25 protein-coding genes, 2 tRNA genes and 2 pseudogenes are annotated in these 20,308 nt (G+C 39.9%); 27 read left to right on the top strand and 2 right to left on the bottom strand.

Annotation, left to right across the window (positions count from 1 at the left end; all coding sequences use genetic code 11):
• Nucleotides 1-13: 13 nt before the first annotated feature.
• Nucleotides 14-1,637: pseudogene (locus AC0L6R_RS11435) on the bottom strand (ABC-F family ATP-binding cassette domain-containing protein).
• Between the two features lie 167 nt (nt 1,638-1,804).
• Between AC0L6R_RS11435 and AC0L6R_RS11440 the strand changes: the two are divergent.
• The 27 genes and pseudogenes from AC0L6R_RS11440 (at nt 1,805) to AC0L6R_RS11570 (ending at nt 19,460) form a co-directional block, all read left to right on the top strand.
• Nucleotides 1,805-3,298, top strand: coding sequence for an IgGFc-binding protein (locus AC0L6R_RS11440; protein WP_473271336.1), 1,494 nt, complete (start codon nt 1,805-1,807; stop codon nt 3,296-3,298).
• Complete coding sequence (locus AC0L6R_RS11445; protein ID WP_473271337.1) at nt 3,292-4,917, top strand: hypothetical protein; 1,626 nt, start codon at nt 3,292-3,294, stop codon at nt 4,915-4,917. Before AC0L6R_RS11440 ends, AC0L6R_RS11445 begins: the two co-directional genes overlap by 7 nt.
• A gap of 139 nt (nt 4,918-5,056) precedes the next feature.
• On the top strand, nt 5,057-6,064 hold the full coding sequence (gene galE / locus AC0L6R_RS11450) for a UDP-glucose 4-epimerase GalE (protein WP_473271338.1): 1,008 nt from the start codon (nt 5,057-5,059) through the stop codon (nt 6,062-6,064).
• Nucleotides 6,065-6,580: 516 nt separating this feature from the next.
• The gene (locus AC0L6R_RS11455) at nt 6,581-8,695 is read left to right on the top strand and encodes a PAS domain S-box protein (protein WP_473271339.1); all 2,115 of its coding nucleotides are present in this window, start codon (nt 6,581-6,583) and stop codon (nt 8,693-8,695) included.
• 234 nt (nt 8,696-8,929) lie between these two features.
• On the top strand, nt 8,930-9,058 hold the full coding sequence (locus AC0L6R_RS11460; RefSeq protein ID WP_473271340.1) for a hypothetical protein: 129 nt from the start codon (nt 8,930-8,932) through the stop codon (nt 9,056-9,058).
• A gap of 5 nt (nt 9,059-9,063) precedes the next feature.
• Entirely contained in the window at nt 9,064-9,273 is a 210-nt protein-coding gene (locus tag AC0L6R_RS11465) for a histidine kinase dimerization/phospho-acceptor domain-containing protein (protein ID WP_473271341.1), read from the top strand.
• Between the two features lie 192 nt (nt 9,274-9,465).
• Complete coding sequence (locus tag AC0L6R_RS11470; protein WP_473271343.1) at nt 9,466-10,026, top strand: ATP-binding protein; 561 nt, start codon at nt 9,466-9,468, stop codon at nt 10,024-10,026.
• Between the two features lie 58 nt (nt 10,027-10,084).
• The gene (locus AC0L6R_RS11475) at nt 10,085-10,390 is read left to right on the top strand and encodes a response regulator (RefSeq protein WP_473271344.1); all 306 of its coding nucleotides are present in this window, start codon (nt 10,085-10,087) and stop codon (nt 10,388-10,390) included.
• Nucleotides 10,377-10,577, top strand: coding sequence for a response regulator (locus tag AC0L6R_RS11480; protein ID WP_473271345.1), 201 nt, complete (start codon nt 10,377-10,379; stop codon nt 10,575-10,577). Before AC0L6R_RS11475 ends, AC0L6R_RS11480 begins: the two co-directional genes overlap by 14 nt.
• 163 nt (nt 10,578-10,740) lie before the next feature.
• Nucleotides 10,741-10,977: a hypothetical protein gene (locus AC0L6R_RS11485; protein WP_473271346.1), complete on the top strand. Its 237-nt coding sequence runs from the start codon at nt 10,741-10,743 to the stop codon at nt 10,975-10,977.
• Nucleotides 10,978-11,174: 197 nt separating this feature from the next.
• Nucleotides 11,175-11,248 (top strand) — tRNA-Asp (locus AC0L6R_RS11490).
• 154 nt (nt 11,249-11,402) lie between these two features.
• A tRNA-Asp gene (locus AC0L6R_RS11495) sits at nt 11,403-11,476 on the top strand.
• A gap of 174 nt (nt 11,477-11,650) precedes the next feature.
• Complete coding sequence (locus AC0L6R_RS11500) at nt 11,651-12,046, top strand: ISAon1 family transposase N-terminal region protein (protein ID WP_473271348.1); 396 nt, start codon at nt 11,651-11,653, stop codon at nt 12,044-12,046.
• 173 nt (nt 12,047-12,219) lie between these two features.
• The gene (locus tag AC0L6R_RS11505; protein ID WP_473271367.1) at nt 12,220-12,570 is read left to right on the top strand and encodes a transposase; all 351 of its coding nucleotides are present in this window, start codon (nt 12,220-12,222) and stop codon (nt 12,568-12,570) included.
• The gene (locus AC0L6R_RS11510) at nt 12,491-12,994 is read left to right on the top strand and encodes an ISL3 family transposase (RefSeq protein WP_473271349.1); all 504 of its coding nucleotides are present in this window, start codon (nt 12,491-12,493) and stop codon (nt 12,992-12,994) included. The genes AC0L6R_RS11505 and AC0L6R_RS11510 overlap by 80 nt, the downstream gene beginning before the upstream one ends.
• Nucleotides 12,995-13,044: 50 nt before the next feature.
• Complete coding sequence (locus AC0L6R_RS11515) at nt 13,045-13,167, top strand: GIY-YIG nuclease family protein (RefSeq protein ID WP_473271368.1); 123 nt, start codon at nt 13,045-13,047, stop codon at nt 13,165-13,167.
• 306 nt (nt 13,168-13,473) lie between these two features.
• Nucleotides 13,474-13,632 (top strand): GIY-YIG nuclease family protein, encoded by a 159-nt coding sequence (locus tag AC0L6R_RS11520; protein ID WP_473271350.1) that lies wholly within the window; start codon nt 13,474-13,476, stop codon nt 13,630-13,632.
• Between the two features lie 169 nt (nt 13,633-13,801).
• Nucleotides 13,802-14,008, top strand: coding sequence for a GIY-YIG nuclease family protein (locus AC0L6R_RS11525; RefSeq protein ID WP_473271369.1), 207 nt, complete (start codon nt 13,802-13,804; stop codon nt 14,006-14,008).
• A 121-nt stretch (nt 14,009-14,129) separates the two neighbouring features.
• Nucleotides 14,130-14,255, top strand: a complete 126-nt coding sequence (locus tag AC0L6R_RS11530; protein WP_473271352.1) for a GIY-YIG nuclease family protein — start codon at nt 14,130-14,132, stop codon at nt 14,253-14,255.
• Between the two features lie 331 nt (nt 14,256-14,586).
• On the top strand, nt 14,587-14,757 hold the full coding sequence (locus tag AC0L6R_RS11535) for a GIY-YIG nuclease family protein (RefSeq protein WP_473271354.1): 171 nt from the start codon (nt 14,587-14,589) through the stop codon (nt 14,755-14,757).
• Between the two features lie 217 nt (nt 14,758-14,974).
• Nucleotides 14,975-15,923, top strand: a pseudogene (locus AC0L6R_RS11540) (acetyl-CoA carboxylase carboxyltransferase subunit alpha).
• Between the two features lie 51 nt (nt 15,924-15,974).
• A complete protein-coding gene (locus AC0L6R_RS11545) occupies nt 15,975-16,814 on the top strand; it encodes an MBL fold metallo-hydrolase (protein WP_473271355.1) in 840 nt (279 codons plus the stop codon).
• On the top strand, nt 16,804-17,241 hold the full coding sequence (locus AC0L6R_RS11550) for a patatin-like phospholipase family protein (protein WP_473271357.1): 438 nt from the start codon (nt 16,804-16,806) through the stop codon (nt 17,239-17,241). Before AC0L6R_RS11545 ends, AC0L6R_RS11550 begins: the two co-directional genes overlap by 11 nt.
• Complete coding sequence (locus AC0L6R_RS11555) at nt 17,223-17,468, top strand: patatin-like phospholipase family protein (protein WP_473271358.1); 246 nt, start codon at nt 17,223-17,225, stop codon at nt 17,466-17,468. The genes AC0L6R_RS11550 and AC0L6R_RS11555 overlap by 19 nt, the downstream gene beginning before the upstream one ends.
• 133 nt (nt 17,469-17,601) lie before the next feature.
• Nucleotides 17,602-18,162: a 1-acyl-sn-glycerol-3-phosphate acyltransferase gene (locus AC0L6R_RS11560; protein WP_283413149.1), complete on the top strand. Its 561-nt coding sequence runs from the start codon at nt 17,602-17,604 to the stop codon at nt 18,160-18,162.
• A gap of 147 nt (nt 18,163-18,309) precedes the next feature.
• Nucleotides 18,310-19,164, top strand: coding sequence for a DUF4221 family protein (locus AC0L6R_RS11565; protein ID WP_473271359.1), 855 nt, complete (start codon nt 18,310-18,312; stop codon nt 19,162-19,164).
• An 8-nt stretch (nt 19,165-19,172) separates the two neighbouring features.
• The gene (locus tag AC0L6R_RS11570; protein WP_473271370.1) at nt 19,173-19,460 is read left to right on the top strand and encodes a DUF4221 family protein; all 288 of its coding nucleotides are present in this window, start codon (nt 19,173-19,175) and stop codon (nt 19,458-19,460) included.
• Nucleotides 19,461-19,879: 419 nt separating this feature from the next.
• Here the strand turns inward: AC0L6R_RS11570 and msrB are convergent, their stop codons facing one another.
• On the bottom strand, nt 19,880-20,299 hold the full coding sequence (gene msrB / locus AC0L6R_RS11575) for a peptide-methionine (R)-S-oxide reductase MsrB (protein ID WP_339865747.1): 420 nt from the start codon (nt 20,297-20,299) through the stop codon (nt 19,880-19,882).
• Nucleotides 20,300-20,308: the final 9 nt, after the last annotated feature.

Here is a 20,308-nt window from a genome sequence, read left to right on the forward strand (position 1 = left end):
GCACCTAGTGAGCTTACTTAGTGGAATACATTTTCTCTCTCAATGCCTTGATTTCCTCACTTTCCAAGTAATCATCATAAGGCATTCTTCGATCTATTGTTCCATTTGGTGTAAATTCCACGATTCTATTGGCTGAAGATCTTGTACAAAAGCGTGGTCATAAGATGACATCAATACCGTTCCTGTGTAATCAATAATTGCATTGTTAAATGCAGTAATTGATTCAAGGTCTAAGTGGTTGGTAGGCTCATCCATCACCAAAAGGTTTGGGTTTTGAAGCATCATCTTAGAGATCATACAACGTACTTTTTCACCTCCTGAAAGTACAGAGCATTTTTTCAAAGATTCCTCTCCGGTGAAAAGCATTCTTCCCAAGAAAGTTCTCACATAAGCTTCTTCCTGATTTCCTGAGAATTGTCTTAGCCATTCGATCAAAGAAAGATCAGATTTAAAATATTCAGAATTATCATTAGGCAAATAAGCTTTGTTGATCGTAACACCCCATTTAAAGCTTCCTTTGGATGCAGGGATTTCCTCCATGATTACCTGGAAGAATTTGTTTACAGCCTGCTTGGTTTTAGAGATAAAAGCAATTTTGTCGCCTTTATCCACCATCAAGTTTACATCTGTAAAGTAAGTCACTCCGTCAGCTTTCAATTCCAGATTCTCGGTCATGAAAATCTGATCTCCTGCTTCTCTTTCAGGTTTGAAAATGATACCAGGATATTTCTCTCATCGATGGTTCGATCTCATCGATGTTCAGCTTTTCAATCATTTTCTTACGGGCAGTCGCTTGCTTTGACTTAGCCACGTTAGCAGAGAATCGATCGATAAATGCCTGCAATTCCTTTTTCTTATCCTCAGCCTTCTTATTAGAATCCGAACGCTGCTTCAATGCAAGTTGGGAAGATTCGTACCAGAAGGTATAGTTACCAGAGTAAATTTTGATTTTACCAAAGTCAATATCCACGATATGCGTAGAAACTGAATCCAAGAAGTGTCTATCGTGGGATACGACAATCACTAAGTTTTTGAAATCAAGCAGGAAATTCTCCAACCATTCGATCGTAGCCGCATCCAAATCATTGGTAGGCTCATCGAGAATCAAAATATCAGGATTACCAAAAAGTGCCTGCGCTAAGAGAACTCTTACCTTTTGATTACCGGCAAGATCCTTCATTTGCATGTAGTGCAAGTCTTCGGTGATTCCTAAGCCTGAAAGTAATGCTGCTGCATCAGACTCAGCATTCCAGCCATCCATCTCGGCGAAGTCAGCTTCCAGTTGAGAAGCACGCAAACCATCTTCTTCAGAAAAGTCCTCCTTCATATAGATGGCATCTTTTTCCTCCATGATCGCATACAGGGTCTTGTGACCCATAAGGACCGTTTTCAGAACTTCCACTTCATCAAAACCGAAGTGGTTTTGACTCAATACAGCCATACGCTGACCTGGAGTGATGCTGATTCCACCACTGGTACTTTCCATTTCACCTGAAAGGATTTTCAAAAAAGTGGACTTTCCAGCTCCATTAGCCCCAATCACACCATAGCAATTGCCTGGGTTAAATTTTCAGGGAGACTTCGTCGAAAAGTGTTCGTTTGCCAAATTTTAATGACAAGTTATCTACTGATATCATAATTGAGATTTTCTTCTTTTTTGGAGGCGCAAAGATAGGAATTATATATGTGATGGCTGAGTGAATCAGCAGCTTTTGAAAGATAGCCTAGAAGCTTTGTATCACTGGAGATGCTTAATTCTTAGCAGTTGCCTATATTGGATTTTTAATATGCCCCTTTAATCCCTATGGAGAAACTTTACCGAGTAGTGTATTTTGTGTTTTGCCTGCAATTTTTTGCTTTTCTTTCGCATGCACAGATCTCTACTGTAGGTAAGGAATTTTGGGTTGGCTATATGGAAAACAATCGGATTTTACCGGGAGCTACGGATAGAGCGATGTTGGAGATTACTGCCGTGGAAGCTGCTGATATTACGATAGAATACCTTGGAAATACGCGCTCCGAATCTCTAAATGAAGGTGAGCGTTTTACTTTAATCTTGATTGATTGCTCAGGATATAGATGTCTTTTCATGCGGAGATCTGGAAGTGTGGAGAATAAAGGGATTTTCATCACTTCTACAGGAGATTTATCTGTCTATGCATTCAATGAGCGGGTGAGAAGCGCTGATGGAACAGTAGTTCTACCAGTAAGTGCTTTGGGTAAAGATTACTTGATTACCTCACACTTTGAGCGCCTCACTTATCCAGTGGAATATGATGGTAATATTAATAATGAAAGCTTGATGCTGGTAATTGCCACTGAGGATGATACGGAGATTGAAATTACCAGAAGTAATAATTCTGCACCGTTTACTCAAATTCTGAATCGGGGGCAAAGTTACCAGATCAAGGAGAGATTTGACCTTACAGGAACCCGTGTGCGGGTAATCGGCGATGATGCCAACTCCTGTAAGAAAATTGCAGTTTTCGGAGGGAATAAATGGACTTCAGTGGGGAACTGTGGTGGAGCCAATGATAACTTATTTCAACAGGCCTACCCTGTGACTACCTGGGGGCAATCTTATATCCATGTAGCCTTGGAAGGTAGAACCTCAGGTGAATTAGTGAAAGTATTGGCCTCTGTAGATGATACGGAAGTACTTGTCAATGGAAATAGCAGAGGCAGCATAGATGCAACTGAATTTTTAACCTTGGAATTTGCTCCTGATGAGTCTGTTTCCATTACTACATCCAAGCCTTCCTCAGTGACTGTGCTGGCGAAAAGTCAGGGTTGTAATCAAGTCAATCAACCGCTATACGATCAGGGTGATCCTTTTATGATTACTTATAGTCCTAATGAGCAACTTCTTAAGAGTGTTAAATTTTCTGCTCTATCCCTTCAGTCTATTCAAGACCATTATGTGAATATCGTCGTCCCTGCTGGTGCGCAAAACCAAACGATTTTGGATGGAAGAAATATTGGAGCTTCGTTTTCTGTGGTTCCAGGCAATACCGCTTTTTATTACGCTCGAATCCGGATTTTTCAAGGGGTTCATCAGTTGACAAATCCTGAAGGTTTTATTGCCTATGTGTATGGTTTCGGCTATTTGGAATCTTATGGATATGCGGTAGGGGCTGCTTTGGATAACCTCAATTTTGAGATACTAGCTGATTATGAGTTTGATGTGCTGGGAGAAAGAATAGCCTGCCTAGAGCAGGAAGGAGAAACTGGAGTATTGAGCCGGAAAATGAAGCTTTTACTTATTTCACTTGGGATTTTGGAGATGGCTCGGTGCTGAAGGAAGGTCAAGAAGTGACGCACACCTTCACGGAAGCAGGAGTTTACGAAGTTACGGTAACGGCTTCAATCAGCCCCAATACCTGTGATCAGCAGGAGGAGGAGACATTTGAAGTGGAAGTACTCCGTACTCAAGCTGAGTTAGTAGGAGCGAATTCTGTTTGCCCTCAGGTTGAAGAATTGATATATAAGCTCAGTTCTCAGGAGAATATTGGTTCTGTGACTTTTGAAGTATTAGGAGGCACTGTTGTTCAAAATTATGGTGATTCTGTATTAGTTAATTGGGGTCCTTCAAATCCCAATGCTTCAATCACTGCTAATCCAATCAGTACCAACGGTTGTGAGCTAAAACCTATTTCATTAGATGTGCTCATTAATATTGAACTGGATGCAGAAGAACCTATTGGTAATTTGGATGTATGTTTTGATCTCCTAACTACTCATTTTTATGCTGCTCCAAACTCATCTAGTAGCAGAGGTTATGAATGGCTGGTAACCGGAGGAGTAATCGTATCTGGAGTAAATGAAAGTACCGTTGAAATCAGTTGGAATGAGCCTGGGATTATTGGAACTGTGAGCTATTTGACCTACAGTTTGGTCGATCAATCCTGTGAGGGTACCTCTGATCCGGTAGAAGTAAAGGTAGAAGAGGAGTTCCTCTTGACGGTCTCGAGCATAGAAGACGTCAAGTGCTTTGGTGAATCCAATGGGCAAATAGTTTTGGAAATAACAGGAGGCGTTGCACCATTTAATTTTACATGGTCTCATGACCCAACTTTAAATGCTTCCACCGCGGAAGATTTGCCTGTTGGCATTTATAAAGTTACAGTCACAGATCAATTAGGCTGTGAAAGAATGCTGGAAAATTTGGAAATCAAAGAACCACCCTTGCTGGAATTGGTTTCTTTTGATGTAGGCGGAGTGAGCTGTTATGGTAAAAAGGATGGCATATTGAACTTAAATGTTAGAGGCGGGACAGGGCCATATACCATAAATCTGGAGGATGGTTTTGAATTCACAGGTAGCTTGAATTTGGTTGATGTAGCGCAAGGAATTTATGAGCTTACCGTTTCTGATATTAATGGATGTTCTGTTCCTCTTAATTTTGAAATCAGTTCACCTCTTGCTTTAGAAGTGGATGTAAGATTGACCAAGCCAGCATGTCCAGGAGGTAGCAATGGAGAGCTGTTTGCATTTCCGACAGGAGGAAAGGCACCTTATATTTATTATTGGGATGAGGAAAATGGGGCCAGCAATTCATTGACTGAGTTGGCCAAAGGAAATTATTCTATTTCAGTACTTGATGCTTCCGGCTGTGTAAGTCTGGGAACTGGAATAGTGACAGAAAAAGCTCCTGAAGTGAGGATGCCGACAGGTTTCAATCCCCAAAAAGATGGAGGGATTTTTCAAGGTGTTTCTAATTGTGAGATTAATTTTAATCTCTGGATCTATAATCGCTGGGGCCAACTTATTTACGCTGGAACAGAAGGCTGGAATGGTTTGGTAGCGGGAGAAAATGCTGTCCCGGGTAGTTATTCATTCCTGATGCAGTATAGCTTTCCACTGGAAGACGAAATGCAAACAGTTGAAAAACGAGGAGCATTTGTTCTGATAAGATGATTGGCCTTTGCTAGGGTAGGATCTTTTGTCAACTTTTTAAGCAGTAAAATCGATGGCTTCTTTACCCAAAACTAATCCGAAAAGAATTCTATAATCCATCCTTTTGGATAGTTTTGTACCTGCAAACTTTTAAACTAGAATGAAAAATATTTTAATAACAGGTGGGGCTGGTTATATAGGTTCACACACAGCGGTTCAATTGGTAGAAGCTGGTTTCAACCCAATTATCATCGATGATCTTTCAAATTCTGAGGAAAAGGTCCTCGATAGATTAGAAGAAATCACTGGCAGAAAACTTACGTTTTATAAGGGTGACTGTAGTGATCGTGTCCTTTTGGATAAGATCTCTTCAGAACACCAACTAGCAGGAGTTATTCATTTTGCAGCTTTCAAAGCGGTGGGAGAAAGTACCTTGCAGCCATTGAAATATTATCAGAATAACTTAGGTTCCTTACTGACAATCCTTGATTTCATGAAGGAAAAGGAAATCAAAGACTTGGTTTTTTCTTCCTCATGCACGGTCTATGGACAACCGGATATATTGCCTGTGACAGAAGCTACACCTAGACAAGATGCTGAAAGTCCCTATGGAAACACGAAGAAGATTTGTGAGGATATTTTGGTGGACCTAGTGCAAAGCCAAGCTGGAATTCGAGTGATTTCTCTGCGATATTTCAACCCAGTTGGAGCGCACCCCAGCGGCAAAATAGGAGAGCTTCCTATCGGAACACCGGCTAATTTGGTTCCTTTTGTGACACAAACTGCTGCTGGAATTCGAGAGAAGCTAACAGTTTTTGGTGATGATTACGATACGATTGATGGCTCATGCGTTCGAGATTTTATTCATGTGATGGATTTGGCAGATGCACACGTGAAAGCATTGGCGTACTTGGGTGAGCAACAAGATGATTTCTACGATGTGTTTAACGTGGGAACTGGAAACGGAAATACTGTTTTGGAAGTCATTACCACTTTTGAAAAAGTAAATGGGGTCAAAGTGAACTATGTGATCGGAGCAAGAAGAGCAGGTGATATAGTTAAGATATGGGCGGATACTGCAAAAATCAATTCTGTGTTGAACTGGTACCCAAGTTATTCCCTCGAAGATTCTCTTAGAGATAGCTGGAACTGGCAGAAGACATTATAATTTATGCGGTATAAATGACGCGTATAAATGCTATAACTATTTAACTAAACTCTCTTAAAGTAAATTGTATTTTAAGGAGAGTTTTTCGGTTATAGGGGAAAGGTCAGGGTGAAAAGCTTTAATCTTTATATGATTAACATTTACAGAGGGTGATTTGGTGAGGTGGAGTAGAGTGTATGAAGTTTTAGACAGAAATAAGGTTTTAGATTCAATATCCTTTTATTTTTATTGTTCTGAAACTGTCATAATTTGACAGAAATTTAAATCAAACGATTAGGGTTTAGCTTAAAATACAGAAAAAGCTCCGATTTATATTTCCGTTTTCTTTCCACAAAAAGATTAAAAGAAATCTGAGAATGTTATACGAAGGGAGAATAAGTAATTCACTTCCCTGAGAGTTCACCATAAAATAGATATCGCGACTTTCATGTGTAGTGCTTCAATCTGAAGAATGCATCAGGCTTGTTAATGTCTGATGGTGCCTGAGTGGAAAAGTCTGAAAATTATAATTTAGTTATGAATAATAATTCCAAGAAAGGAAATAGTAAGTCAAATCAATTAACAGTTCATAGCTATCAAAACCTTGACCCTGTACAGGATGTGTCATTGTATAGGATTTGCCAGCTGAGTGCAATTGTGACAGGTGCTTCCCAGGCGCTTATTTTAATTGAAGGGACAGGATTACTTGGGTTCAAAGCGGAAACTGGCATTAGCATAGAAAATAGAGAACTTACCACTTTTTTTAAAAATCAAACACTAGAAAGTAATACGCTTGTCAGCTGCACTGATGTGTCGAATAGTTCTCTATCGGATGATCTTCGGAAGGCTTTTGAGTCCCATAATATTAATTCTTATGTAGGTTTTCCCTTAATTTCCGATAAAAGGGGCTGGGTTGGATGTTTGTTTATTTTTGATTCAGCAGCTATTCACCTAGATACAAAGACAAAAACAGCACTCGAATTACTTGCTAGTGAAGCTGTCCTCATTATTCAGGAAAGGCAGTTGATTGCAGATTTTAGTAATGTGGAGAAGTTATTTAACCTGTCCAATGATTTGGTTTGTATAGCTGGTACAGATGGTTTTTTCAAAAAAATCAATCCCTCTTTTACTAGTTTACTCGGTTGGGACAATGAGACGCTTCTTACTCGATCGTTTTTTGAATTAATACATCCGGAAGATATTGCTAAGTCTAAGGAGGAGCTAGAAAAACTAGCCTCCGGAGAATCTTCAATTGAGTTTTCCCATAGGTTTCTATGTAAGGATGGTACCTATAAGGTACTTTCATGGGTTTCCACTCCAGACCCTCTTACCGGGAATGTCTTTAGTATAGCTAGAGATACCACTGATTCTCAGGCCAAGGAGCAACAATTGGCAAAAAGTGAAGGAAGATTACGGGCGTTTTTTGAAAATTCCCAAGGTCTGATGTGTACACATAATTTGAAAGGTGTATTTATCTCGGTGAATGAAGCAGGTGCACAAAAAATAGGCTATTCTGCTGATGAGTTGATAGGGAAAAGTCTATATGATATAGTTCCAAGCTACCGTCACGAATTGATAGATCAATATCTTATTGTGGTTCAAAAAGAGGGGAAAGCCAGTGGGCAAATGATCACTCAGCATAAGGATGGCTCAGAGCTCATTTGGTTGTTCAATAACGTTTTGGAAGCTGATCAATTTGGTGTTGGGGATTATGTGATCGGAAATGCAATAGATATCACAAAGCGTGTAAAGCTGGAAGAAGAGCTGTCTCATGCCCGAAAACTACTCGAAGAAACTGGGAAAGTGGCAAGGGTAGGAGGATGGAACCTAGACATTAAAGAGCAGACTTTAAGCTGGACACCCACTACGAAGCTAATTCATGAAGTGGAGGAGGATTTTGAGCCCGATGTAAATAAAGGTATCAATTTTTATAAAGAGGGAGAAAGTAGAGATACTATCACAGCTGCTTTACATAGGGCTATGACTATGGGAGAGCCTTGGGACCTGGAGTTGCAGCTTGTTACCAGCAAAGGAAAAGAACTTTGGGTACGGGCAATAGGTCAAGCGGAATTTGAAAAAGGTGAATGTATACGAATATTTGGAACTTTCCAGGATATAGATGAGAGTAAGCGTGCTCAGATAGATTTAGAGCAGACTAGAAAAGTTCTGGATGATGTGATCAATGCCTCCTCTGAAGTTTGTGTGATTGCCACAGACATGGCGGGATTTATAACAGTTTTTAATGTTGGAGCAGAAAAAATGCTAGGTTATTCTGCCAAGGAAATGGTAGGGAAGGAAAAGCCAAGTTTGCTTTATAAACAGGAAGAAGTCGAAGCCTTCAAGGCTGAATTGGAGCTTGATTTTGGAAGAGAAATAAATCCACGTGAAATTTTTACAGCAAGGGCTGATCGTGACGGAGTGGAACAACGTGACTGGACATTTGTAACTAAAACCGGGGAAGAAAAAGTTGTGTCATTGGTGGTTTCTCCAATGAAGGATTTGGATGGGAAATCAATCGGCTACCTAGGTATAGCCATAGATATTACCGAGAAAAGCAAGATAGAAAATGACCTAATCACTGAAAAAAGCAGACTTAATGCATTTGTGAAAAACACACGCCAGCTGCTGTGGCGATGTTGGATAAGGATTTGATTTACATTGTCCTGCAAGTAATCAGTGGAAGAAGGATTATTTCCTGAAAGGAAAGGATATCGAAGGTAAATACCATTATGATCTATTTCCACAAATAGATAGCGCCGGAAGAGCGCGTGATCAGCGTGTTTTAAACGGTGCAGTCGAGCGAAAGGAAGAGGGATGTGATCAGAATGCCGGGTGACACAGAGGATCGCTATGTGACCTGGGTAATGAGGCCTTGGTACCTTCACGATGGGCAAAGTAGGTGGTATTATGCTTTTCACCCAAGACATTACTAACCTAGTTAATCAGCGGGAAGAATTGAAAAAGGCTAAAATACAAGCTGAGGAAGCGAGTGTCGCCAAGTCTAGAATTTTCTAGCCAATATGAGTCATGAGATCAGAACTCCATTAAATGGCGTAATAGGTTTTACTGACTTGGTTCTAAAAACAACTCTGAACGAAACCCAGCATCAATATTTATCCATCGTAAACCAATCAGGCAATGCGCTATTGAGCATTATCAATGATATTCTTGATTTTTCCAAAATTGAAGCCGGTCGCTTGGAGCTCGATATAGAAAAGTGTGACCTGTAACCGAAATCAGTTCTCAAGCCACAGACATTATTACTTATCAGATTCAGAATAAAGGCCTGGAGATGCTATTGAATGTGGCAACCGACTTGCCAAGATTTGTCCACACAGATTCGGTGCGGTTGAAACAAATTTTGGTAAATCTATTGGGCAACGCATCCAAGTTTACGGAAAAGGGAGAGATAGAATTGAAGATTGAAATCCTGGAATCCTGAAGGTGAATATTATAGAATGCGCTTTGCTGTACGCGACACTGGTATAGGAATTAAACCTGAGAAGCAGGCAAAGATCTTTGAAGCATTTTCTCAGGAAGACAGTTCTACGACCAAAAAATATGGAGGTACAGGCCTCGGATTGACTATTTCTAACAGTCTTCTCAGGCTGATGGATAGTCAATTGCAACTTGTGAGTGAGCCAGGGAAAGGGAGTACATTCTTCTTTGATGTCACCTTGAAAACAGAAGAAGGAGATGCCATCGATTGGTTTGATGTAGAGAAGATTACTAATGTGCTTATCGTTGATGATAATGAAAATAATCGATCGATTGTTAGGCAAATGTTATTGCTGAAAAACATTCAATCTATTGAAGCCTCCAATGGATTTGAAGCCTTGCAAGCTTTAGCGACAGGAGAAAAATTTGATGTGATTTTAATGGATTACCATATGCCATTTATGGATGGACTGGAGACTATCCGTAAGATAAGGGAGACTTTTGCTTCATGGGGATCTGAAGAGCCCATTATGCTGCTTCTATAGTTCATCTGATGATCATAAAATCATAGAAACTTGTAAGGAACTCCATGTTCATCATCGATTGATCAAGCCTATCAAGATTCAGGAATTCTATCAAGCTTTATCCAAGCTTTATAAATTCGAGGCTAGTAAGGAAGTAGAAGCGCCGGAGGCAGTAAAAGATAATACATTGAAAGATTTCACGGTACTTATTGCTGAAGATAACTTGGTAAATATGCTTTTGGCGAAAACAATCATAAAAAAGATTTCGCCTACAGCCACTATTATAGCAGTTAATAACGGATTGGAAGCTTTGGAATATTGTAAAAAGCAATTTCCAGACATTATCCTTATGGATGTTCATGATGCCAGTAATGAATGGCTATGAAGCTACCAAGAATATAAGATTGCTAGAGAAAGATTCTCGTGTTCCCATCATTGCCTTTACTGCAGGTAATGTGAAAGGGGAGAGGGAGAAATGTCTTCTTGCGGGGATGGACGATTTTGTAGTGAAGCCAGTAGTTGAGGAAATTGTAAAAATGGTTCTCAATAAATGGTTGGTTAGCCGCAAGTGATGCTAGTATAAATTCCTCTGAAGAAAAAAGCTTAACAGAAGTAAATAAGCATTATAACCCTGAGAAACTCCGAAATTACACTTCGAATGATCAGGAATTTTTAGCAAGCATAAAGCTACTTGTTAATTCTGAACTGAAAGACTCGCTGAAAACTATTCAGGAGATGATTGCGGCTAAGGATATCACCTCGCTAAATGAGGCTGGTCACAAGCTCTACGGAACAGCAATTTCGGCAGGGATGGAGGTTTTGTCTGAAATTGGAAATGAACTAGAGCATATGGAAGAGATTGACTCAGATCGTTTGAAAAAATTGTCACTGCAGCTAAAGGAAGAAATTGATTTAGTGTTGGAGATGATGGATGCAGAAAAAAATATCAGCGCCGGCGATTTCACAAATTGATGGTATTGACACTTAGAAAAAGTCAAAAGGAGTAAGGAGTCAAGAAAAAATATCTCCTTGAAAAAGAACTTCATACAAAATAATCGTGCAAATTTTCTGGTCTACTTTTGTATTAATGAATCTAAAACATACCTTTGCATCACTCAAAAACGGGGTAGTTGTTGAGAAATCGGAATAGCCTCAGGATTGCAGTAAACGGAGTGGTAGTTCAGCTGGTTAGAATGCCTGCCTGTCACGCAGGAGGTCGCGGGTTCGAGTCCCGTCCATTCCGCTTAAAATTGATGAAAAAGTTCATCAGCTAGTGACGATTAAAATATTGGAGTGGTAGTTCATCTTAAGAAGTGCTTGTCCCGATTCTTCGGGAAGGTCGTAAGTTTGAATTCACTCTCATGAGATAGCAAAGCATATCTCAAATTTAAACCATTGGAGTGGTAGTTCAGCTGGTTAGAATGCCTGCCTGTCACGCAGGAGGTCGCGGGTTCGAGTCCCGTCCATTCCGCTTAAAGTCCCGAAGAAATTCGGGACTTTTTTGTTTTATTGGTACATGGAATTTTTCACTTATATCCTTCAATCAGAAAAGGAGGATCAGTCCTGAAAAGTTGGGGGAATTGACACAATGCATTTTCTTTGGATCAGTCCTAAAAGTTGGGGGAATTGACACAATGCATTTTCTTTGCTAAAAAAAGAATTGGAAGAAAAGGACTACCTCAGCTTGCTTTTGCCTCAGGGCCTGCTTGAATTTTTCAAGGTTACTTCAGCGGGACTCAAAGACAATGCTTACCACATTTATTTGGAAGAGCTCAATATTCATCCCGAGCATCTTCAGGGGTCAAAACTCACCTCAAAGGGTTTTTATGATGAGGTAAGTATTCAGGATTTCCCGTTGCGCGGTAAAGCCTGTTTTCTGAATATTAAGAGGAGGAAGTGGCTCAATGAAGAGACAGGAAAGAATGTGAGTAGAGATTGGAGCTTGGTGGCAAATGGTACGCGGATGACAGAGGAATTCGCGCTTTTTTTAAAAGGAACGACTGGATTCATCGCCGGTAAGTTGCAAAAGCCTAGCGGATAACTTCCAGGTAAACGGAAAAACCCTTGAGCATCAATACGTTTTCCATCTGAGCAACTTCCTGGAATTGGCAACAACGCCCACATGCTAAAGACTGGATTCTTTTTCCTGAAAATCTGGGAACACATCTCAGCATTGATGAAACAGCCCTCTCTCAAGGAGAACTGTATACTGTCCTGACCAATAAAGCAGCAAAAGGTAAGAAGGGAGCTCTGGTTGCCATGATAAAAGGGACTGAAAGTGAAACAGTGAATGTTGTTCTCAGGCAACTACCCGAGAATAAACGGAAAAAGGTAGAGGAAGTAACACTGGATATGGCCGCCAGTATGGAAAAGATCGTACGCCGTAGTTTTCCCAAAGCCCAATTGGTCACTGACCGGTTTCATGTCCAGAAACTGGTCTATGACGCAGTTCAGGAAATGAGAATCGCCCACAGATGGGAAGCTATTGAACAGGAGAACAAGGAAATGGAGCTCAGTAGAGAGTGTAAAAAAACATTTATTCCGACACAAGCTCGAAAATGGTGATACCGAAAAACAACTGTTAGCCAGAAGCAGATACCTGCTTTTCAAAGGAGAAGATAAATTGACAATATCGCAGGCACATAGGGCCGAGATTCTCTTCCGGCGCTACCCTGATCTGGAAAAAGCCTACAAACTATCGAGATCTCTGGCAAGGATCTATCAAACAAGCAAGCTAAAAGGTGTCGCCTTCACCAAGCTGGCTCATTGGTACAATGAAGTGGAAGAAGCGGGCTTCAAATCATTCAATACCGTGTCCAAAACCATACAGAATCACTACACTTCCATTCTGAATTTCTTTGAAAACAGGAGTACAAATGCATCAGCAGAATCATTCAATGCAAAAATAAAAGCATTCAGGGCTCAGTTCAGAGGTGTCACTAACATTGAATTCTCTTGTTCAGACTATCTAATATCTATGCGTGAATAAATCTGCTCCCCAGATATTCCGACTGATCCGAAAAGGATGGTTCATTTTATATTGGTTCCTCTCAGGATCCTGCTGAAAGGCTTAAAAAGCATAATCGTATGCATAGTGGTTATACGGCAAGAAAGCAACCATGGAAGATTGTTTGGTTAAAATCCTTTTCCACAAAAAAGTGAAGCTCTACAAATGGAGCGATTTAATAAAAATGAAAAAATCCAGAACATATATTGATGGTCTAATTACTGAGAGTTCATCTGGTTAGAATGTTTGTCCCGATTCATCGGGAAGGTCGCGGGTTCGAGTCCTCCCGAAAAAGTCGGGACAGGCTGTCCATTCCGCTTAAAGTCCCGAAGAAATTCGGGACTTTTTTGTTTTATTGGTACATGGAATTTTTCACTTATATCCTTCAATCAGAAAAGGATGGTTCATTTTATATAGGTTCCTCTCAGGATCCTGCTGAAAGGCTTAAATAGCATAATCGCATGCATAGTGGTTATATGGCAAGAAAGCAACCATGGAAGATTGTTTGGTTGAAATCCTTTTCCACAAAAAATGAAGCTCTACAAATGGAGCGATTTATAAAAATGAAAAAATCCAGAACATATATTGATGGTCTAATTACTGAGAGTTCATCTGGTTAGAATGTTTGTCCCGATTCATCGGGAAGGTCGCGGGTTCGAGTCCTCCCGAAAGTCGGGACAGGCTGTCCATTCCGACTAAAGTCCCGAAGAAATTCGGGACTTTTTTGTTTTATTTGTACATGGAATTTTTCACTTATATCCTTCAATCAGAAAGGATGGTTCATTTTATATAGGTTCTTCTCAGGATCCTGCTGAAAGGCTTAAAAACCATAATCGCATGCATAGTGGTTATATGGCAAGAAAGCAACCATGGAAGATTGTTTGGTTAAAATCCTTTTCCACAAAAAATGAAGCTCTACAAATGGAGCGATTTATAAAAATGAAAAAATCCAGAACATATATTGATGGTCTAATTACTGAGAGTTCATCTGGTTAGAATGTTTGTCCCGATTCATCGGGAAGGTCGCGGGTTCGAGTCCTCCCGAAAAAGTCGGGACAGGCTGTCCATTCCGCTTAAAGTCCCGAAGAAATTCGGGACTTTTTTGTTTTATTGGTAAATGGAATTTTTCACTTATATCCTTCAATCTGAAAAGGATGGTTCATTTTATATAGGTTCCTCTCAGGATCCTGCTGAAAGGCTTAAAAAGCATAATCGCATGCATAGTGGTTACACGGCCAGATAGCAACCATGGAAGATTGTTTGGTTAAAATCCTTTTCCAAAAAAAATGAAGCTCTACAAATGGAGCGATTTATAAAAATGAAAAAATCCAGAACATATATTGATGGTCTAATTACTGAGAGTTCATCTGGTTAGAATGTTTGTCCCGATTCATCGGGAAGGTCGCGGGTTCGAGTCCTCCCGAAAAAAGTCGGGACAGGCTGTCCATTCCGCTTAAAGTCCCGAAGAAATTCGGGACTTTTTTGTTTTATTGGTATATGGAATTTTTCACTTATATCCTTCAATCAGAAAAGGATGGTTCATTTTATATAGGTTCCTCTCAGAAAGGCTTAAAATGCATAATCGCATTCATAGTGGTTATACGGCAAGAAAGCAACCATGGAAGATTGTTTGGTTAATTTCCTTTTCCACAAAAAATGAAGCTCTACAAATGGAGCGATTTATAAAAATGAAAAAATCCAGAACATATATTGATGGTCTAATTACTGAGAGTTCATCTGGTTAGAATGTTTGTCTCGATTCATCGGGAAGGTCGCGGGTTCGAGTCCTCCCGAAAAAGTCGGGACAGGCTGTCCATTCCGCTTAAAATCCCGAAGAAATTCGGGACTTTTTTGTTTTAACCCCAATTGCCTTTTATCTTATTGAAATACCTAAGGACCTCATTAAAAATTTTAATTCCCAAGGGTATATGCTTATCTTTGTTTTTCCTAAAAATCACCAAAATGGTATTAGAATTCGAAAAACCTATAGCTGATTTAGAGCAAAAACTTCAGGAAATGAAGGAGTTGGCTACCGGCAGAAATATCGATTTAAGTTCAGATATTGAATCCCTTGAAGATAAAATTCTTGCTTTGAAGAAAGAAACGTTTCAAAATCTGACCCGCTGGCAGCGAGTTCAGCTCTCCAGACATGCTGAAAGGCCCTATGCATTAGATTATATCTATGAGATGACAAATGATTTTGTCGAGCTTCATGGAGATAGAAATGTAGCCGATGACAAAGCAATGGTTGGAGGCTTAGGAGACTTGGACGGCTCGATCCGTAATGTTCGTCGGTCAGCAAAAAGGTAGAAATACCAAGCAACGTCAGATGAGAAACTTTGGGATGGCAAATCCTGAAGGTTACAGAAAGGCACTTCGCCTAATGAAAATGGCAGAGAAGTTTGGAAAGCCTATCGTTACTTTGATAGATACTCCAGGTGCATTTCCTGGTTCGGAAGCTGAAGAAAGAGGCCAAGGTGAAGCTATTGCCCGAAATATCAAGGAAATGTTTATGCTGAAAGTCCCTGTGATCTGCGTCATCATTGGCGAAGGTGCATCAGGAGGAGCTTTAGGTATTGCTATTGGTGACCGGGTGTTGATGCTAGAGAACTCTTGGTATTCTGTTATTTCTCCAGAAAACTGCTCCACAATTCTTTGGAGATCTTGGGATTACAAGGAGCAAGCGGCTGAGTCACTTAAATTGACTGCTAATGATATGCAAGGCAATGGCTTAGTGGATGGAATAATTCCAGAGCCTTTAGGTGGGGCTCATAAGAACATGAAAAAAATGGCTATCACACTTAAGGAAGCTATCCTGCAAGCTTTGAAAGAGCTTGACAAGATCAAACCTGAGAAAAGAATAGAGCAGCGCATCGACAAGTTTTGTTCGATGGGTGTTGTTGTTGAATAAAATATTTAAAACCCGGATTTCTTACAAAGTCCGGGATTTTTCTTTCATATCATGGAATTACACGTAGTCAATACCGGATTTTTCAAATTGGACGGAGGAGCCATGTTTGGCGTAGTGCCTAAGACACTTTGGTCCCGCACCAATCAAGCTGACGAAAATAACCTTTGCACTTGGGCTATGAGATCTCTTCTCGTAGTTGAAGGAAATAGAATCGTGTTAATTGATAATGGAATAGGAGATAAGCAGGATGCTAAGTTTTTCTCGCATTACTATTTGCATGGAGATGATTCACTTGAAAAGAGTCTAAGAAAAATTGGAGTAAGTCCACATCAGGTCACTGACAATTTTCTTACCCACTTGCATTTTGACCATTGTGGAGGTGGTGTAAAGTATGGTTCACATGGACAGTATGAGATGGCTTTTCCTAGGGCTACTTATTGGTCAAACAAAGACCATTGGCAGTGGGCAACTGTACCTAATCCAAGAGAAAAAGCATCTTTTCTGGAAGAAAATATACTTCCAATGCAGGAGTTGGGTCAATTGGATTATGTAGACTTGGAGGAGAAAACTTTTCTTCCGGGATTTGACTTTATCACAGCAGATGGGCATACGGATAAGCAGATGCTTCCGAAAATCCAGTATAAAGGAAGGACTATAGTATTTGTAGCTGATTTGCTTCCTTCAGTAGGCCATATTCCATTGCCCTATGTAATGGGCTACGATACCCGCCCGCTGCTTACTATGGATGAAAAAGCCACATTTTTGGAAGAAGCAGCAAGAGAAGAATACATTTTATTTCTAGAGCATGACGCAGTGAACGAATGCTGTACTGTGAAAATGACTGAAAAAGGTGTTCGTTTGGATCAAACATTCAGACTTGATGAAATCTAACCTAAAGATTGGAATTGCGCTCTCAGGTGGAGGAGTGCGGGGGATTGCCCATTTAGGCGTGTTGAAAGCACTTACTGACTCTGGTATTTTTCCTACCAAAGTATCTGGAACGTCGGCCGGAGCTATTGCAGGAGCCATGTTTTGTCAAGGGTATACGCCAGATGAAATCTTGAAAATCATAGTAGAGACCAATTATTTTAAATTTCTCCGACCAGCAATTTCTTTGACAGGCTTTCTGAAAATGGATTCTGTAGGGACTCTGTTTAAGCTATACCTCAAGCATGATGATTTTTCGCAATTGCAGATTCCGTTGACTGTAGCAGCCACCGATATTAAAAAAGGAAAAGTTCGGTACTATTCAGAAGGTGAGTTGATCAGACCAATAATGGCTTCTTCTTGTATTCCAGGATGTTTGATCCTATTGTGATAGGTAATCGATTTCTTGTGGACGGTGGTGTACTGAATAACCTGCCTGTGGAACCTTTGGATGGGACCTGTGATATTGTGATTGGAGTAAATTGCAATCAACTCCCTGAAGAGGCGAATATCAGCAATATGAAAAAACTGATCGAGCGCTCGGTGATTATGGCGATGAATTACAATGTATACAGTAGGAAATCTAAGTGTGATTATTTTATTGAACCTCCTGGGTAGGTAGATATGGGGTTTTTGATATCAAAAAGGCTTCAGAATTATTTGGTGTGGGGTACGATCACACCATGAATTATATTGAGGAAAATCCTTCGATTTTGGAATTAGCTGAACAATCTAATAAATCTATAAAAGCATGATGAAATTTTTGTCCCGTATTGTGTTTTGGGTTTCCGGTTGGTCCTTGAATGATAATTGGCCAAAAGGATTAAAGAAAGCCGTTCTTATTGCAATTCCTCATACATCCAATTGGGATATTTTGTATGCCCGTGCGGCATTTTTCCTGATGGATATTCCAGTTCGTTTTACCATAAAGAAAGAGGTTATGGTTGGTCCATTGGGTTGGTTGCTAAGTGGATTGGGAGCAATAGCCATTGATAGAAAGCGAGTGCCAGGAGGCAGAAAACAGACCTATACAGAATCAATGGTTTCAATGCTGAATGAGCGGGATGAGTTAGTGATCATGGTGACTCCAGAAGGGACAAGAAGTCAGGTGAAAAAATGGAAGTCAGGCTTTTATCACATTGCACTTGGAGCGAATGTTCCTGTGGTAGTTGGGTATTTAGACTATAAGAAAAAGGAAGCTGGAATAGGACCGGTGATTTACCCTGATGGAAATATGGATGCTCAGATAGAGGAGCTGAAAGTTTTTGGAAGAACTGTTACTGGCAGACATCCGGAGAAAGGAATTCTCTAAAAGCTAAAGTCTGAAGTTAGAAATCTAAAATCCACGAGACAAAATCATCTTTTAACTTTTTGTAACATCTCTGATTCCGAATATTTGGAAGTTATCAATTACCTTTTAGTCCAATAAATTTTTAATTGAACTTCAAAATGTATTGCTATGAGATTGTTTACTGGGCTTTTACTTTTATTACTTGCGAGTTCCTGTTCTTCATCTGAAGAGAAAAAATTGACCGTTTCAGATCAGATTAAAGTATCCCTAGATACTGTCATGATAGATGCAGGGCAGGAGTTTCTTTATTTGCAGGATCAGTTGTATTCCTCCAGTTTGTCAGAGGACAAGAGCTACCTGATTAACTTCAATAGAAAGGATAATTCTGCGGAGAAAATAGACCTAGATAATCTACAATTAGATAGAAAGATCCAATTTGAGAAAGAAGGACCTAACGGAATTGGCAATTATCCTCAATTTTCAATTTTACCTAATCAACAGATACTTTTTTGGAACTACCAATTCTATAAAATTCTAGATCAGAATGGCGAACTGGTCAGAGATTTGGAATTGGAAAAAATAGCTGAAGAATATCTTGGGGTCAACGAATATTTTGCTCGTTCGCTGCAACAGCACGAAAACAATCCTGACCGATTTATAGCCTTAGTCACTCATTGGCAGAGTAATACGGAATTCATACTTGATTTTGACTTGGAAAATCGTACCTACCAAAAGATTGACCTTCCGGATTGGGCTAAGAATATCGAACGTTATATCAAGATCCTTTATGATGGAAATGATGCAGGTGGCTATGGTACGGGGGCTTTTCCTTTATTAGCAAATGGAAACTTTTTGATTAGTTCAAACGCATTCAACGAAGTTCAGGTATTCGATTTCAAAAGTGATAGTGTTCAGGTGAAAAAATGGGATACTCCATTGTTGGGTTATGAGAAAGAATATGTGCCGCCCAAGACTGTGGAATACACCACAGGAGGGATGAAAAAGATGTTGAACGTAAACTAGGAGAGGAGATCTCTTACGGTAGCTTCTTCTGGGATGATAAAAACCAGCGGTTTTTAAGGTTTTCGGATAAGAAATCTTACAGCGAAGAACTTAATGAATATAATAGCTATGTCAGTACTGGCGCTGATGTATTCCTAAGCATATTTGATAAAGACTTAAACCTTATTGCCGAAGCTCAGATCCCAGAATTGACCCACACTCCAAATGTTCATTTTGCCAAAAATGGAAACATCTGGATTTTTGAAAATATCGATGATGAAATGGCTTTTGTTATAGTGGAAATTGAAATGATGTAGAATTTTCAATTTCCTTTAATTCAACAAGTTAAACAGATAGATGCTTTTTTGGATTTCATCCCCGTTTGCCACCATGTCTTCAATGTAGAGAGAAATAGCCTCTTTGACCATTTCTTTAGCGTGTTCTAACCTTTTGCCACAAGTGACGCATACAGGTAATGAGGCACAACAGCGGTGAATCCACCTTCTAACTTTGGTGTAAGGATGATTCTAAACATTCTTTCCATAGCACTAACTAAGATTTTTTTAAAAAATTATATGTATATCCGCTTTTGCGCCAGTATGGAGTCAAAAGCAAAAAAGGATATCTTAACTTAAGAATTGAAGCAGCATCGGTCATCGGTCTTCCGGCCAGATAAGCAAAGAATCTAAGGCAACTGGCATCATTGCGGATAATCACATAAAATTAAATCAGTTGATTACTTCTCTTTCTCAAAATCCAAGCTCACCGAATTAATACAATATCTAATTCCTCCCTGGTCTGAAGGACCGTCTGGAAAGCGATGACCTAGATGCGAACCGCAATTAGCACAAAGGATCTCCTCACGGATCATTCCATGGGTATAGTCCATGTGTACGTCGATAGCTTCCGGTTTTACCGGTTTGGTGAAACTTGGCCAGCCGCAACCGCTGTCGTATTTATTGGAGGAGTGAAAAATCTCGTTCCCACAGGCCTTGCACTCGTAAACGCCTGTTTCTTTATTCAGGTAGTATTCTCCCGTGAATGCTCTTTCAGTTCCTTTTTCCCTTAGAACTCGGTAGGAGTCTGGATCAAGTTCTTGACGGTATTGCTCTTCAGTTTTCTGTACTGGATATACTTTCTTGTCTTGATTTTTCATGGTTTTTTC

The sequence above is a fragment of the Algoriphagus sp. 10J20-15 genome (assembly GCF_055809615.1).

What these genes read in the sequence shown, in the direction of transcription:
- AC0L6R_RS11520 (WP_473271350.1), top strand. Translation starts at nt 13,474, where the DNA reads ATGCATAGTGGTTATATGGCAAGAAAGCAACCATGGAAGATTGTTTGG.
- msrB (WP_339865747.1), bottom strand. Translation starts at nt 20,299, where the DNA reads ATGAAAAATCAAGACAAGAAAGTATATCCAGTACAGAAAACTGAAGAG.
- AC0L6R_RS11480 (WP_473271345.1), top strand. Translation starts at nt 10,377, where the DNA reads ATGAATGGCTATGAAGCTACCAAGAATATAAGATTGCTAGAGAAAGAT.
- AC0L6R_RS11545 (WP_473271355.1), top strand. Translation starts at nt 15,975, where the DNA reads ATGGAATTACACGTAGTCAATACCGGATTTTTCAAATTGGACGGAGGA.
- AC0L6R_RS11555 (WP_473271358.1), top strand. Translation starts at nt 17,223, where the DNA reads ATGTTTGATCCTATTGTGATAGGTAATCGATTTCTTGTGGACGGTGGT.
- AC0L6R_RS11565 (WP_473271359.1), top strand. Translation starts at nt 18,310, where the DNA reads ATGAGATTGTTTACTGGGCTTTTACTTTTATTACTTGCGAGTTCCTGT.
- AC0L6R_RS11465 (WP_473271341.1), top strand. Translation starts at nt 9,064, where the DNA reads ATGAGTCATGAGATCAGAACTCCATTAAATGGCGTAATAGGTTTTACT.
- AC0L6R_RS11530 (WP_473271352.1), top strand. Translation starts at nt 14,130, where the DNA reads ATGGAATTTTTCACTTATATCCTTCAATCTGAAAAGGATGGTTCATTT.
- galE (WP_473271338.1), top strand. Translation starts at nt 5,057, where the DNA reads ATGAAAAATATTTTAATAACAGGTGGGGCTGGTTATATAGGTTCACAC.
- AC0L6R_RS11460 (WP_473271340.1), top strand. Translation starts at nt 8,930, where the DNA reads ATGGGCAAAGTAGGTGGTATTATGCTTTTCACCCAAGACATTACTAAC.
- AC0L6R_RS11550 (WP_473271357.1), top strand. Translation starts at nt 16,804, where the DNA reads ATGAAATCTAACCTAAAGATTGGAATTGCGCTCTCAGGTGGAGGAGTG.
- AC0L6R_RS11535 (WP_473271354.1), top strand. Translation starts at nt 14,587, where the DNA reads ATGCATAATCGCATTCATAGTGGTTATACGGCAAGAAAGCAACCATGG.
- AC0L6R_RS11455 (WP_473271339.1), top strand. Translation starts at nt 6,581, where the DNA reads ATGAATAATAATTCCAAGAAAGGAAATAGTAAGTCAAATCAATTAACA.
- AC0L6R_RS11560 (WP_283413149.1), top strand. Translation starts at nt 17,602, where the DNA reads ATGATGAAATTTTTGTCCCGTATTGTGTTTTGGGTTTCCGGTTGGTCC.
- AC0L6R_RS11485 (WP_473271346.1), top strand. Translation starts at nt 10,741, where the DNA reads ATGATTGCGGCTAAGGATATCACCTCGCTAAATGAGGCTGGTCACAAG.
- AC0L6R_RS11440 (WP_473271336.1), top strand. Translation starts at nt 1,805, where the DNA reads ATGGAGAAACTTTACCGAGTAGTGTATTTTGTGTTTTGCCTGCAATTT.